The sequence below is a fragment of the Desulfosalsimonas sp. genome (genome assembly GCF_055149105.1).
The window spans coordinates 31097-45134 of the sequence record NZ_JBSRLA010000023.1 but is presented as its reverse complement, the minus strand read 5'-3'; the positions used below and the strand labels follow the sequence as shown (position 1 = coordinate 45134).

Genomic DNA, 14038 nt, shown 5'->3' with positions numbered 1-14038 from the left:
AGTTCAAGATCAAGGCTTGCGCGATTTCGAAGAATGCAGCGTACTTATCCGTACGTGAAATTCTGAGAAATCGCGCGTAACGCAGATATTGGACTTTTTCCGGTGCCATCAAAAACCGGCGGCAAGCCCCGATAGGAGAAAACCATGAGCTCCTCTTTGTTTGATTTCCTGTCCACTGTCCCGCCTTTTGACGTGCTGCCTGAACATGAACTGCGAAAAGCCGCCCGGGAACTGACCAAGAGCCATCGCTACCGGGACATGGTTCTTTTTGTTCAAAACAAAACCGTGCTCAATTATGTGTATATCCTCCTGGAAGGCCGGCTGGAAAAATATATCCAGGACGGGGACAAAAAAACCCTGGACGGGGTGCTCGAAGAAAAAAGCATCTACGGGGCCCTGTCGATTTTGTTTAACAAAAGCGTTTCCATCCGCACGGTCCAGACCCTTGAAGACAGCACCTTTTACTGCCTTCCCAAGGAGCTGTTTCTCGAATTTTGCTCCCATTACCCCAAGTTCACCAGTTTTTTTACAGAGCAGTTCAGCGAAAAAATGCTGCAGGAACCCTACGTGGATTTAATCGCCAAAACCCCGGAAACCCGGGAATCCGGCGATCAGAGTTTTTTGAACCTGACTTTGCAGGATATTTTTTCCAGGGAATTTGCCGCGTGCAGCACAGATGCCACAATTCAGGAGGCAGCACAGCTCATGACCCAAAAAAAAAGAAGCTCTGTTGTGGTCATGGACGCGGACGGCAAAAGCATCGGCCTGATCACGGATCATGACATGCGCAAAAAAGTGGTGGCCGAGGCCTATCCCGTACACAAACCCGTAAGCGACATTGTCGGCGGCCCCCTGATTACCATGCCCGCCCAGTCCCAGATATTTGAAGCCATAATGCAGATGATGAAATACGACATCAAGCACCTGGCTGTCACAGACAATGCGCAAAAAATGCTCGGAATTGCAACCGAGCAGGACCTGCTGCTGGCCCAGGGCCGATCCCCGGTCTATCTCATGCGGGAAATCCAGCTTGCAGACAGTGTGCAGGAGCTAAAAGCCCGGCACAAACAACTTCCCGGCCTGATCAAGTCCATGATCGACAGCGGGGCCATCGCCAACCATTTAAACCGCATTATCACAGAACTCTCTGACGCCATTCTCAAAAAAATTATCGGCTTTGCAATCGATGAGATGGGAGAGCCCCCGGTTGAGTTTGCCTTCATGATCATGGGCAGCGAGGGGCGCAGGGAACAGACCCTGAAAACCGACCAGGACAATGCCATTGTTTTCAGAGATGTGGCCGCAGACAAGGAAAAGGAGGTTCAGGCCTTTTTCCTGGCCCTGGGCCAAAAGGTCTGCACCTGGCTCAATGAGGCGGGCTACAGCCTGTGTGAGTACGAAATCATGGCCCAAAACCCCAAATGGTGTCAGCCTCTTGGCAAGTGGAAACAGTATTTCCGGCAATGGATCCACGAAGCCGACCCGGAAGCCCTTCTTCATTCAAGCATCTTCTTTGATTTCCGGCTCGGATTCGGGCAGGCCGATATTGTCGATGAACTGCGGGCGGATCTGTTTAAAGCCCTTTCGGGCTGGGCGGGCTTTTACCGTCATTTTGCCGAAAATGCCCTCCATTTTAAACCGCCTCTGGACTTTTTCGGCAACCTGATCCTCAAAACCAGGGACGGGCGAAAAAACAGCCTGGACATCAAAACCCCAATGCGGCTCATTGTGGATTTCGCCCGCATCTATGCCCTGCAAAACCACATAGAATCCACCAACACCATGGAACGGCTGGAAGAAGTCCAGCTAAAAGGCGCCCTGGAAAAAAAGGATTATGAGGAACTGGCCCTGGCCTACGGATTTCTGATGCACATGCGCCTGGCCCACCAGGTGAATGTGCTGGTGGAAGAAAAACAAAACCCCGACAATTTCATCGAGCCCAACAAACTCACCCATATGGAACGGCAGTCCCTGAAAGAAGCCTTCAAACGCATAAAGATCGCCCAGGGAAAGATGCGAATGGATCTGACTCAGGACATCGGCATCACCTGATCCTTTTTGGGACCCACATACTTGACCTGCTCGGTGACCGCCCTGGCCTCCTGAAGCGTATTGACGCCCTTGTTTTTCAGAAGCGCAATCAACTGCAGAAAAATCTCTGCAGTGGTCAGGGCATCTCCCATGGAGGTGTGTCTGGGATATATTCGGGTACCCAGCCTGCCGGCAATGGCTTCCAAAGAATGATCCTTTTGGCCGGGATGCACATACAGGGAAAGCAAAAGCACGTCAAGTACCGGATTTTCAAACTTAAGACCGATATTCTGCTCCTTTAGCTGCAGAAAGGTCAGATCAAAATCCGCGCAATACGCCACCAGCACACTGTCTCTGGCAAATTCCCAGAAATGCGAAAGCACCTGTTCAATGCCCGGCTGGTTGGCAACCATTTCATCGGTGATGCCGTGCACACGTATGGATTCGGGACCAATGGAGCGATTCGGATTCACCAGGCGGTCAAACGTCTCGCCGGGTACAATTCGATAGTTAAAAATCCTGACTGCGCTGATGGAAACAATCTCATCGCCGCTCAGGGGATCCAAGCCGGTGGTTTCCAGATCCAGCACAGTGTATGTCAGCTCGGAGAGTTCGCGCATGTCCATGGGCGAACTTTTCTGCTGCCGGTACAAAAGCTGAAAATCATAGGTACAGGGCCGGCCGTTTTGCAGTATGCCCGCCCCCTGATTTTGGGCAGCAAAATCCGGGCTGCCCATGCTATGCAGAAAAAAAGACTGCTGATCATGGGGCTGGAGCAGACAATAGTCCTCGTGTGCATGCAGAAAAAGGCCATATCCCAGAATTGAATGTTCATGATCCTGGATGCAGACCATCTGGGCCGGCACGTCCTCCCCCTGTTCCTGCCTGACCTGGAGGTAGGAAACAGGCTCCCGGACACCATCGTCGAGCTGAGCATGCAGATCATGCATGGCCAGGGCGATATCGTCCTGGTTTAAAAATGCGGACAGGGATCGCCCCAGCCCGAGTGATATTCCGGAACCGTTGGCCGGAAAACCCCTTTTGCAAAGCAGTTCATCTGCTTTCCTGTTATATAAAAGAATTTTGCCCCGCCGGTTGCAGACCACCACCCCCAGGGGCATGCGGGTAAAAAGAGAGGCCAGGGTCTCCCGGTCGGTCCGCAGTTCCGAGTCGGGCTGGTTTTGCTGGCGGACCTGCTCCTGTAAATACTGCAGCTTGTCTGCGGCCTTGTTGATCTTTTGCACCACGCTTTTGATCTCTTTGCCGCCCTCTGTCACGTTGATCCTGTGGCCGGCGTTGACCGTGCTGATCAGTTCGATTTCCTCGCTGATTCTCGACAGGGGCAGGATATAACTCTGGAAGATCTCGTTTAGCAGAAATAAAAATCCCATGAGGATCACCAGGCCGATTAAAAACAACAGCCCGAAAAATTCCCCCTGGGATTGCCAGATGCTTTGCCTGGCGGTTTCCGGCAGCTGAGTCCACAAGCGAGAAAACAGATACCCGAGCAGGGCGAGCTGGACGGTGATGATGGTAAGGGTCAGCACCCAGAACTTACTTTTCAGATCCATATACCTTCATCTCCTGACGCCGGGATATCTGTCTTAAGCAACGACCCTGATAATGCCGAATTTTTGCCGGCCGGATACAACATTGTATTGCCGGCCCGGAAAAAGTCCGGGCCGGCATTTCATCTTTGCACTGCGGTTATGTTATCCCAGCAGGCCCATTCCGATAAGAATGACCCACAGGATGGAAAAACCCACGACAATCAGCATCCACATATCTTCTGGTTTCATATTCCCTCCTTTTGCCGGTTAAATCATTAGGGCTTTTTTCTAAGTGGTTTCCTCCACCACGATGTTGGGCTCGTTTTCCGCCCGCTGGATCATCTTTTCAGTAATGCTTGACATCTCGGCCTTAAAAGCAAGAGCCCACATCATGATGATGCCCAGGATCCACCACGTGATCTGCCAGGACCACAGGGGCGGAAATCCGGCAAACGAAAAAGCGCTGTTGCCGAGAATACACAGGGGGCCGATGGCAAATATGTACCATGCCGGCACCACGAATTTCATGGCATTGCGCCATTTGCGGCCGCTTTCACTGGGCACTTCCACGTTATCCAGCCAGCCCCGGAACTCACTTTGCCGCTCCACGGTCTCGGCACTGTCCTTGATGCCAAGGCCCCGGCACAGATACGCCACGACAAGGCCTGTGGCCGTGCCCCAGAACGCGCTGTGCATGGTCAGGGGGTTGGGCCAGACCTTGTAGGTCAGAAAGACCGCGATCAGCCCGGCCAGAATACCCAGGACCGTGCCGTAGGAAGGCCAGCGGAAACCCCAGAGCGTTCCCAGCAGGGGCACGTACATGACAAAGCCGAATGCCGTTGCCAGGGCCCCCAGGATCACCAGGGCCGCCTGGGAATTTAATCCCACGGCAAGGGCGATAATGGTGATAATGGTGACAAACAGCCGGTTGACCCAGATCTGCTCGGCATGCCCGCCTTTTTTCTTGCGGATCTTGAGCCACCAGATGTCTCTTAGCAGCATGGAGCCGGCAGTGCCGATATAGGGCGCGGCCGTGGAGTGCATGGCCGCAATCAGCCCGACAAAAGTGACACCCAGCAGAAACGAGGGGATGTAACTGGCCATGAGCTGCGGGACCACGTCACTGTCAGCAGCCAGGCTCAGCTCCCCGGCGCGGTTTAAAATAATGGCGCCCATGCCCTGGAAGGCGGTGAAGAAAAACAGGGCAAAGCCCACGATAAAGGTGGACATAAACACCTGCTGCCAGGCAAAGGGCCTGGGGTTTTTGTTGGAAAACTGCCACATGATAAAGGCAGGCGAAGACTGAATACCCATCAAAGCAAACATATAGGTCAGAATCATCACCGTTGTCCATGTGGTCTTGCCCACTGTAAACTCAATCAGTGACGGCACCTGCAGATACCTTTCCGGCAGGTTGGCCACCTGCTCGCTCATGGCGCTCCACCCGCCCAGATGGGCCAGGGTAAAGGCGCCCACCAGGATGATGGCCAGAACCAGCAGAACAAACTGGATCACCCCCACCCAGGTACTGGCCCGAAGGCCGCCGGTGACCACGTAAAACCACACAATGCCGGCCATGATGATGGCCCCCCAGGCCAGGGGAATGCCCGTGACCCACTTAAACAGGGCGGCAGCGGCCATGAGCTGGACCGCGGAGTAAAACACCCCGTAGAGCACCGCTGTGATGACCACCAGATAACGCACGCCGTCATTGTTGTAATAATAGGCAAACATGTCGCCGGGAGTGACAAAGCCGTATCTCTTGCCGGCCAGCCAGACCCGTTTGGCAAAAAAGGTTCCCGTGATCGGGATGGTCAGCACGTAAAATGAGGCAAATGCATAGGCCAAACCGGCGCTCCAGATCAGTCCGGGATGGCCGACCGTGGTCCAGCCGCTGAATGAGGCAGCGGTGGCCGCCATCAGAAAGGCGATCATGGGGATTTCTCTGCCGCCGAGGGTATAGCCCGAAGAGGTCTTCTCCGTGAAATACCCTCTCAATCCCCAGTAGAAACAGTAAACCACATACAACCCAAGAAAAATCCAGACCCATGTTGTGTCAACTCCACCGTTTCCCATAATTTTTCCCCCCTTTTGTTTGTTTGCTTGCCGGCCGGGATCCGGCCGGCAAGCCGGTCAAAAAAACACGGTTATCCCTGGACCATGTGACGAATCTCCTCGACAATTTCCGGGTTGGCCAGAGTTGTGACATCGCCCACATCATTGTAACTGGAAATCGAGGCCAGAATCCGGCGCATGATCTTTCCGGAACGGGTCTTGGGCATATCGGGAACAATATAGACATGGCCTGGCTTGGCGATCTTGCCAAGAACATCTGAGACCGCGTCAGAAACCTTCTTGGCCAGCTCAGTGGTTGCTTCATAGCCGGGTTTGAGAGACACGTAGAGATCCGGCACAGTGCCCTTGATTTCATCAGGCACGGCCACCACAGCGGCTTCAGCCACTTCCACCGCAGACAGGGCCGCAGACTCGATCTCCTTGGTGCCCAGCCGGTGACCGGAGACATTGATCACGTCGTCTATTCTGCCCAGGATGCGCACGTAGCCGTCTTCTGCCATTACCGCGGCATCCCCGGCCATGTAAGGCCAGTCTCTCCAGTCCGTGCTCTGGGGGTTTTTGCAGTATTTACCGTAATAACTCTTGATATAGCGTTCCTTGTCCTTCCAGATGGTCTGAAACGCCCCGGGCCAGGGGTTTTGAACGCAGAGATTGCCGGCCTTGCCCGCCCCGGGCGGAATCTCGTTGCCGTCATCATCATAGACTATGGGATGGATTCCCGGAAGGCCCGGGCCTGCACTGCCCGGTTTCATGGGCTGAAGTGCCGGAATGGTGCTGCACAGAAACCCGCCGGTTTCCGTCTGCCACCAGGTATCGACCACCACGGCTTTGCCCCTGCCCACAACCTCATAGTACCAGCGCCAGACCTCGGGCTCGATGGGCTCGCCAACGGTAGTCATATGTTTGAAATGATAGTTGTATTTTGCCGGCTCATCACCGCCCACCTTGCGCAGGGCGCGGATGGCGGTGGGTGAGGTGTGGAAGATATTGACATCGAGTTCCTCGGCAATGCGCCAGCAGCGCCCGGGATCCGGGTAAGTGGGCACGCCTTCATAGATCACGGTGCTGGCCGCAAGGGCCAGGGGGCCGTAGACAATAAAGGAATGACCGGTGATCCAGCCGATATCGGCCATGCACCAGTACACGTCCTCGGGATGGATGTCCTGGACATATTTCGACATCCAGGTCACATAGGAGAGATATCCGCCGATACTGTGCTGGCAGCCTTTGGGCCGGCCGGTGGAGCCGCTGGTATACATGAGAAACAAAATGCCCTCGGCCGGCATGGATACCGGCGGAACTTCGGCATTCTTGTACTTTTGCATCAGCTCGTCTGCAAAGAAATCCCGGCCCTCGACCATATCCGTGGACGATGAATACGTGCCCGGATAACGTCTCCAGACCAGAACCTTTTTAACCTTCTGGCCCTGCTTTTCCGCCGCTGCAACGGCCTCGTCGGAATTGGCCTTGTGATTTAACAGCTTGCCGCTTCTGTAATAGGCATCCATTGTAATCAGGACCTCGCTTTCCGAGTCCCAGATCCTGTCGCCGCAGGCCTTGCCGCTAAAACCCGCAAAAACCTGGCAATGAATGATCCCCAGCCTGGCGCAGGCCAGCATGGTAATGGGCAGCTCCGGAGTCATGGGCAGATACAGGGTGACCCGGTCGCCGGCTTTAAGTCCGCAGAAATCCTGCAGCACGGCTGCGGTCTCATTGACCCGGCGATAAAGCTCCTGATAGGTCATGTGAACGATGGGCTCTTCTTCAAGCTCAGGGACAAAATGGATGGCGGTCTTGTTTTTATATTTGGCCAGATGGCGGTCCACACAGTTATAGGAGGCATTGAGTCTGCCACCCACAAACCATTTCCAGACCGGGGCCTCGCTGGTATCCAGGGTGGTGTGCCAGTATTGGTCCCAGTCCAGCAGATCCCCGAATTCCTTGAAGCACTCAGGGAAATTGTCCAGACTGAAGCGTTCAAAAATATCCGGATCAGTGCAGTTGGCCTGGCCGATAAATTCCGGCCTGGGGTAATAAACCCCCTCTTCCTGCCAATGAACAGCGTAGTGGGAATTTAAACCTTGTTCACTCTCAGCCATGTGCCCCCCTTTCGTTGATGTTAAGTGTTTTGTTCAGTGAAAGGTGTTTTCTAAGCTGTAATGTGTTTTTTTCTAAAAAAAAGTTTTACACAATGCTTTATTGATGACTGAAAAGTGTTTGAGCAAACAAGATCAGGAGTCGAAGTGCGACGATAAAAACTTCTTCTTATACGCCTTGTACCTTAAAATTGCAGTCAGGGGTGGAGATTGTCAAGTTTTTTTTCCGGGTAATCGGTTTTTGCCATTTTTTTTTATACAGACAGCTTTTCCCATTTCAGAACGTCTACCACCACTATTTCGAAAAATATAACCTTGCACAGCACCGGCCGCAAAAAATTTTTAAGGCCTGCGGTTTAGCTCTCCAATGTGTCAGCAAGGCTTTCAAACAGCTCATCGAGTATCTGCTCTGCCCTGCGCAGCTGCTCCCCGGATACAAACACCGAATGCAGATGCCGGAATATCTGGTCATAGCCTGAACCGGACCGGCCGGTTTTGGTGTAATCAACCCGGGGTTTGGGGTATAGCTGGTCATTGAAAAAATAATTGGCCATGGGCCGGGATTCTGCGGCAAAAGGCCAGTTGATTTTCAGCTCAAACAATTTGTTCCACAACCTGAAAATTTCCGGATCTTTGATGGATTCGGGATTCGGCCAGGCCCCCTGACTGCGGGTGGTGATTTGCGCATAAAAGGCCTGCAGCAGTTCAGCTTCCTGGACAATAAGGCCGAAAACATACCAGTCCCGGATCACCCCTTGCAGCATTTTTTTCAAATCATTGGGGACCTTGTGATGAGTGGGACAGAAATACATCCTGCAGGTCATGGATCCGTAGTCGCTCAGCCCCCGCAAATCCACTCCGGCATTGTACCTTGCTTCGGGATGGAGCATGCAACCCACCCGGCTTTTGTCCCGGCCGATGAAACCCAGATATGGACAATGATGAAATTGCGGCATGGGGACCCCTTGGGCGGCCACCCGCTGCGACTCTTTGCTGCCGAATGCAAGGATGGCATCCATTTGCCGGGGCACCCGGGCAAAGGCATGCGTGCGTCTTTCCAGCATGCGGCAGAGGCCCTGCCTGGAGGCATCGGCCACATTGTAGAGCCCGCAGCAGGCCCCGCAGGAAACCGTATCCCCCACCTGGCAGAGATAGATTTCCTTTGGGCCGTCGGCAACCCCGGGCGTTTTTCGGACTGTTACGGGCATTTGTCTTTCTCCTCCTGCAAACTCATCTGCATGCAAAAAAATACCAGTGCTTATGCATGCCGGAAAAAATCGTGGAAAAGCCGGGTGCCGATCTGCTATCATCATTAATTCAGGTAACAATCAATGATGGAATCGTAAAAAGGCCCAAATCGGATATAACCGCTAATCAATGAAGAAATAACTTATTGATTTTACTTAACACTTAATCACTTAAAACTTAACACTGCCTGTAAAAAAGACTTTTTACAGGCTTATCAATCAATACAAAATCAAAACCACGGGCCCGCCGTCAGCAGGCCCCGGATCAGGCTTGTGTGCGCCCCATGGACAACACCCGGCTTGTGAGCATTGAAAATACGGATATCACGTATCATCAGCAACGGATTTTTTCAAACCTGAACCTTGAAATCCGAAAAAACCAGCACCTGGCTGTGGCGGGAGAAAGCGGATCGGGCAAAAGCGCCCTGCTCCGGGCGCTTGACGGGCAATTGCCTGTGTTAAGAGGCAAAATCCGGCACAACGAATATGAGCGCATCCGAAAATCCCCTCCCGCAACCCCGGCTGCGGCCAACCGGCGCCGATCCGTATACGTGGACATCCGCCATGATTTTCAGCCCCCTGCCGGCGCCGGCCGTTTTTATTACCAGCAGCGCTTTAATGCCGGCTATGCCGACCACGCGCCAACTGTGGCGCAATACCTGGCTGAAAAGGCGCAAAAAGCAAGCCCGGACACCCCCTGGACATTGGAACGCATATATGCCTGCTTCAAACTTGAATCCATCGCCCGGCGCCACGTGATCAAACTTTCCAGCGGAGAAAGCAAGCGACTGCGCATTGCCGCAGCCCTTTTACAGCATCCGGTTTTGCTGCTGCTGGATTGCCCCCTGGCCGGTCTGGATGAAAAAACGCGTCAAACCTTTGAGGATCTTTTTTTTCAAATTGCAGAATCCGGCATCTGCCTGGTCATGGCCACCAACCCGGACCAGATCCCGGGTGTAATTACGCATGTGGCCGTACCGACACCGGAAAAAAACCTCCAGGTGTATGAAAAAAAGGCATTCTGCCCATCCTTTGGGCAAAACCGGTTTCCGGGCCAGGCAGACACCCGTCGGCTCAGGACACTGATGAACAACAATGCCAGGCAGCGATTTAACCTGATGGTGGGCATGAAAAATGTCCGGGTGGCCTATGGCGGCACTGTGATTTTTGAAAACATCAACTGGCAGATCCGCCAGGGCGAGCACTGGGCCTTGTCCGGTCCAAACGGATCCGGCAAATCCACATTGCTCAGCCTTATCAACGGGGATCACCCGCAGGCCTACGCCAATGACATTGTCTTGTTTGACCGCAAACGCGGCTCCGGGGAAAGCATCTGGGAGATCAAGAAAAAAAACCGGTTTCATGTCCCCGGAGCTGTTCCAGTACTTTCCGCTCCGATACACCTGTGTTGACGTGGTGGAGTCGGGTTTTTACGACACCCTGGGCGTGTTGCGGCAAACCAGCCCCCAAAACCGTCAAAAAGCAGAGCAGTGGATGGGCATCCTGGGCTTGTCTGAATTTGGCGCCAGGTATTTTTCGCAATTGTCAGCCGGAAAACAGCGGCTGTGCCTGCTGGCCCGGGCTCTGGTGAAAAATCCGTATCTTTTGCTCCTCGACGAACCCTGCCAGGGCCTGGCGCGCAGTCAGCAAAGGGCGTTTCAGCAGCTTACAGACGCCATTGCCGCCATCAGCGATCTCACCATTGTTTATGTAACCCACCAGGCAGAACAGCTGCCGTCCTGTATCCAGCACACTCTGCACCTGCCCGCCAGGCTTTCTTGAACAATCCCTTTTACATGGAAAGAATTTTTGAAAATTGTTCTGGAAAATCATGACAATTGCATGTAGAATGGGGTTTTGAAATATGAACGGACAATCAAAACACAATACCGGGTAAAAACCCGCCGGTTTTTTTTGAAAGGAGCATGAATCGTGGCGTTAAGAACCCTTGAACAACTCAAGACAGAGGAAAGAGAAGCCCGCCGCCGGCTGATTGCCGATACAGCCCGGGATCTTTTTTCCAGAAAGGTTTTCCGGGATGTCACGGTCCGGGAAATCGCAAAAACCGCCGGTGTGAGTGTGGGTACCATTTACAATCATTATACCAGCCTGGGCGAAGTCTTTCTGGACGTATTTCTGGAAAGCGCCAAGGAAATCACCGACCTGATGGATTCGGCCCTGGAAAACAAGGACGAGGATGTTTTCCCAAGATTTTGCAGGACTTATGTCAATTATCTAAACGAAAACATGACCTTTTTTCAGATGATGAGCAACTTTATCCTCGGCGGCGAGCTCTCCGAGGACGGAGTCCATAATCTCAACAACAGCATGCGCTCCATGGTGGACCGCATCGAACAGGCGGTGATTTTGGCCGGCATCCAAAAGGATACAAGAATTGCCGCCCATGCGCTGTTTTCAGCGCTAAACGGCCTGATGATCAGCTATGGCCGGTATCCCGGAAGAACCCCGGAGGAAATCCGGCAGCACACCCTGCGGCTCACCGACGTGCTGGCGGCCACGTTTGAAGCCTCTACCCGCGGATAAGCTCCAAAACCCGGGGCAAAACAGCGGCATTTGCGGATATGGCCTCGTTTGCGAAAATGGTTTCATTGCCGGACCAATCGCCGAAATAACCGCCGGCTTCCTTTAAAATCGGCGGAAACGGGGCGCAGTCCCAGACATTGACCACGGCATCGAGCATGACTTCGGCCCGGCCCGTGGCCACCAGGCAGTGCCCATAGGCATCGCCCCAGCCGGCGCGCACGTAAGCCGCCTGCCCAATTCTTTGCCAGGCTTCGGCACGCCCGTATTGGGCAAAGCTGCCCGGATCCGTGAATGCGGCCACTGCATCGGCCATTTTCTCAACCGAAGACACCCTGGCCGGCCGGCCGTTGAAACGGCAGCCAAGGCCGGTGGCGGCCGCCACCATCTCATCCAGCGCCGGAAAATAGGCCACACCGGCTTCCACCCGCCCCTCGATTTCCAGGCCCAGCAAGACTCCGTAAAGGGGAACGCCCCGGGTAAAGGCTTTTGTGCCGTCAATGGGATCAATATACCAGCGATGGCTTGCCCCTTTATGCGTTGATTCTCCGAATTCCTCGCCCACAATGGCATGATCCGGAAATTTTTTTTCAATGCGGCCACGGATGAGTTCCTCTGCCTTTTGATCAGCCACGGTCACAGGCGTCTGATCCGCCTTGAAATCCGGGCGAATGCCCGCCTGAAAATATCCCAGTGTCAGCCGCCCGGCCAGGTAGGCGGTTTCCACGGCAAAATCCAGATAAGATGCCAGATGCTTGCTCAACTGCTTTTCTCCAATGCCATGCCGGCCTTAATTGCGCATGCTGGTTACAGACGCGGGCAGCCGCCCGCCCCGTTTTAAAAATTGCCTTGATGAAAACCCGTTGACATGCATCACCGGGGCGGTGCCCAGAAGTCCGCCGAATTGGACCAAATCCCCGGCCTTTTTACCCGGCACCGGAATGACCCGCACGGCTGTTGTCTTGTTGTTGATCACCCCGATTGCCAGTTCATCGGCAATAATGGCGCAAAGGGTTTCTTCGGGCGTATCACCGGGAACGGCAAACATGTCCAGGCCCACGGAGCAGACCGCGGTCAGGGCTTCGAGCTTATCCAGGCCAAGGGCGCCTGCGCATACGGCATCGATCATACCCGAGTCCTCGCTGATGGGAATAAATGTGCCGCTCAAGCCCCCCACATTTCCGCTGGCCATGGCCCCGCCTTTTTTCACCGCATTCATCAAAAGCGCCAGGGCCAGGGTGGAGCCGTGGGCCCCGATTTTTTCAATGCCGAAGGCCTCAATCACCCCGGCCACGGAATCGCCCCGGGCCGTGGTGGAAGCCAGGGAAATATCCACGATCCCGAATCCGATGCCCAGGGCACCGGCCAGTTCCCGGCCGATTAACTCCCCGGCCCGGGTGATTTTAAACACCGTGCGCTTGATCACCTCTGACAGCCGGGTCAGGTCGCAGTCCCGGTTCTGCTCAACCACGCTTCGAACCACGCCGGGGCCGCTGATGCCGATATTTAATGCCGCATCCGCCTCGCCAACCCCGTGAAAGGCCCCGGCCATAAACGGATTGTCCTCAGGAGCATTGACAAACACCACAAACTTGGCACACCCAACGGCGTTTTCGCTTTTGGCTGCGGTCTGTTTGAGCATCGGCCCAATCCGGTTGACCGCATCCAGGTTCATGCCCGAGACAAAGGAGCCCACATTCAAAAAAGAGCAGACCCTTTCGGTCTGGGACAAAACATCGGGCAGCACCTCAATGAGCATGCTGTCAGCACGGGTCAGCCCCTTTTGCACCAGGGCGCCGAATCCGCCGATAAAATCCACCCCCGCGTCCCGGGCGGCCGCATCCAGGGTCTGGGCCATTTCCAGAAACTTTTCCGGCTCGCAGTGGGTTTCCATGATCAGGTTCACCGGGGTGACGGCAATGCGCTTGTTGACAACAGGAATGCCGTATTTGCGTTCAAGCCTTGCAGATTCGGCAATCAGCCGTTCGGCATGGGAGCAGACCTTGTCATAGACATTTTTGCGAAAAACCCCGAAGTCGGAATCAATGCAGTCCTTGAGATTCAGGCCCAGGGTGGTGGTCCGGATGTCTAAATGCTGGCGCAGGATCATGCTGGCGGTTTCGTAGATCTCTTCGACTTCAAATGGCATTTTTTTCAGATCCTGTGCATCATCCGGAAAATGTTTTCATGCTGCACCTGCACGGACATGGCCAGATCCTGACCGATTTTTTCAAGGCCCAGGCTCAGTTCCTCCATGTTGACCGCTGCATCGCAGACATCAACAAACATGGACATGACAAAACAGCCGTCAGGCATGATCCGCTGGTTGATATCGATGATATTAATGTTTTGATGATAAAGATAGGTGGCCACCGTGGCCACGATTCCTTTTTTGTCCTCGCCAATAACGGTGATAAACACCATTTCCTTTTTCTTTTCCATGGGCGCGTTTTCCGCTTGCGTTCAAATGTCTTGTTTGCCCACAGGGGCATTAATC

At 53.9% G+C, this 14038-nt stretch carries 11 protein-coding genes; 4 read left to right on the top strand and 7 right to left on the bottom strand.

Annotated elements, in window-relative coordinates:
* Nucleotides 1–144: 144 nt before the first annotated feature.
* Nucleotides 145–2052 (top strand): DUF294 nucleotidyltransferase-like domain-containing protein, encoded by a 1908-nt coding sequence (locus tag ACTCIA_RS07590; RefSeq protein ID WP_463001204.1) that lies wholly within the window; start codon nt 145–147, stop codon nt 2050–2052.
* Here ACTCIA_RS07590 and ACTCIA_RS07585 read toward each other — a convergent pair.
* The 4 genes from ACTCIA_RS07585 to ACTCIA_RS07570 all read right to left on the bottom strand — a co-directional run bounded on the left by ACTCIA_RS07585 (nt 2031) and on the right by ACTCIA_RS07570 (nt 8961).
* Nucleotides 2031–3602 carry a 3'-5' exonuclease gene (locus tag ACTCIA_RS07585; protein WP_463001203.1) on the bottom strand — a complete coding sequence of 524 codons (1572 nt, stop codon included), beginning with the start codon at nt 3600–3602 and terminating at the stop codon, nt 2031–2033. The two genes, ACTCIA_RS07590 and ACTCIA_RS07585, sit on opposite strands and share 22 nt — an antisense overlap.
* 267 nt (nt 3603–3869) lie before the next feature.
* Nucleotides 3870–5657 (bottom strand): sodium:solute symporter family protein, encoded by a 1788-nt coding sequence (locus tag ACTCIA_RS07580; RefSeq protein ID WP_463001202.1) that lies wholly within the window; start codon nt 5655–5657, stop codon nt 3870–3872.
* Between the two features lie 71 nt (nt 5658–5728).
* A complete protein-coding gene (gene acs / locus ACTCIA_RS07575) occupies nt 5729–7756 on the bottom strand; it encodes an acetate--CoA ligase (protein ID WP_463001201.1) in 2028 nt (675 codons plus the stop codon).
* A gap of 353 nt (nt 7757–8109) precedes the next feature.
* Nucleotides 8110–8961, bottom strand: a complete 852-nt coding sequence (locus ACTCIA_RS07570) for a hypothetical protein (RefSeq protein ID WP_463001200.1) — start codon at nt 8959–8961, stop codon at nt 8110–8112.
* 323 nt (nt 8962–9284) lie between these two features.
* On the opposite strand from ACTCIA_RS07570, the gene ACTCIA_RS07565 reads away from it, so the two are divergent.
* The 3 genes from ACTCIA_RS07565 to ACTCIA_RS07555 all read left to right on the top strand — a co-directional run bounded on the left by ACTCIA_RS07565 (nt 9285) and on the right by ACTCIA_RS07555 (nt 11544).
* Nucleotides 9285–10412 carry an ATP-binding cassette domain-containing protein gene (locus ACTCIA_RS07565; RefSeq protein ID WP_463001199.1) on the top strand — a complete coding sequence of 376 codons (1128 nt, stop codon included), beginning with the start codon at nt 9285–9287 and terminating at the stop codon, nt 10410–10412.
* Nucleotides 10363–10782, top strand: a complete 420-nt coding sequence (locus tag ACTCIA_RS07560) for an ATP-binding cassette domain-containing protein (protein WP_463001198.1) — start codon at nt 10363–10365, stop codon at nt 10780–10782. Before ACTCIA_RS07565 ends, ACTCIA_RS07560 begins: the two co-directional genes overlap by 50 nt.
* Before the next feature lie 150 nt (nt 10783–10932).
* Nucleotides 10933–11544 (top strand): TetR/AcrR family transcriptional regulator, encoded by a 612-nt coding sequence (locus tag ACTCIA_RS07555; protein ID WP_463001197.1) that lies wholly within the window; start codon nt 10933–10935, stop codon nt 11542–11544.
* On the opposite strand, the gene ACTCIA_RS07550 is transcribed toward ACTCIA_RS07555, so the two are convergent.
* The 3 genes from ACTCIA_RS07550 to ACTCIA_RS07540 are packed head-to-tail and all read right to left on the bottom strand — an operon-like array spanning nt 11531 to nt 13983.
* On the bottom strand, nt 11531–12304 hold the full coding sequence (locus ACTCIA_RS07550; protein ID WP_463001196.1) for an inositol monophosphatase family protein: 774 nt from the start codon (nt 12302–12304) through the stop codon (nt 11531–11533). The genes ACTCIA_RS07555 and ACTCIA_RS07550 overlap by 14 nt on opposite strands.
* Before the next feature lie 27 nt (nt 12305–12331).
* Nucleotides 12332–13690 (bottom strand): DUF711 family protein, encoded by a 1359-nt coding sequence (locus tag ACTCIA_RS07545; protein WP_463001195.1) that lies wholly within the window; start codon nt 13688–13690, stop codon nt 12332–12334.
* 5 nt (nt 13691–13695) lie between these two features.
* Nucleotides 13696–13983 carry an ACT domain-containing protein gene (locus tag ACTCIA_RS07540; RefSeq protein WP_463001194.1) on the bottom strand — a complete coding sequence of 96 codons (288 nt, stop codon included), beginning with the start codon at nt 13981–13983 and terminating at the stop codon, nt 13696–13698.
* Between the last annotated feature and the right edge of the window lie 55 nt (nt 13984–14038).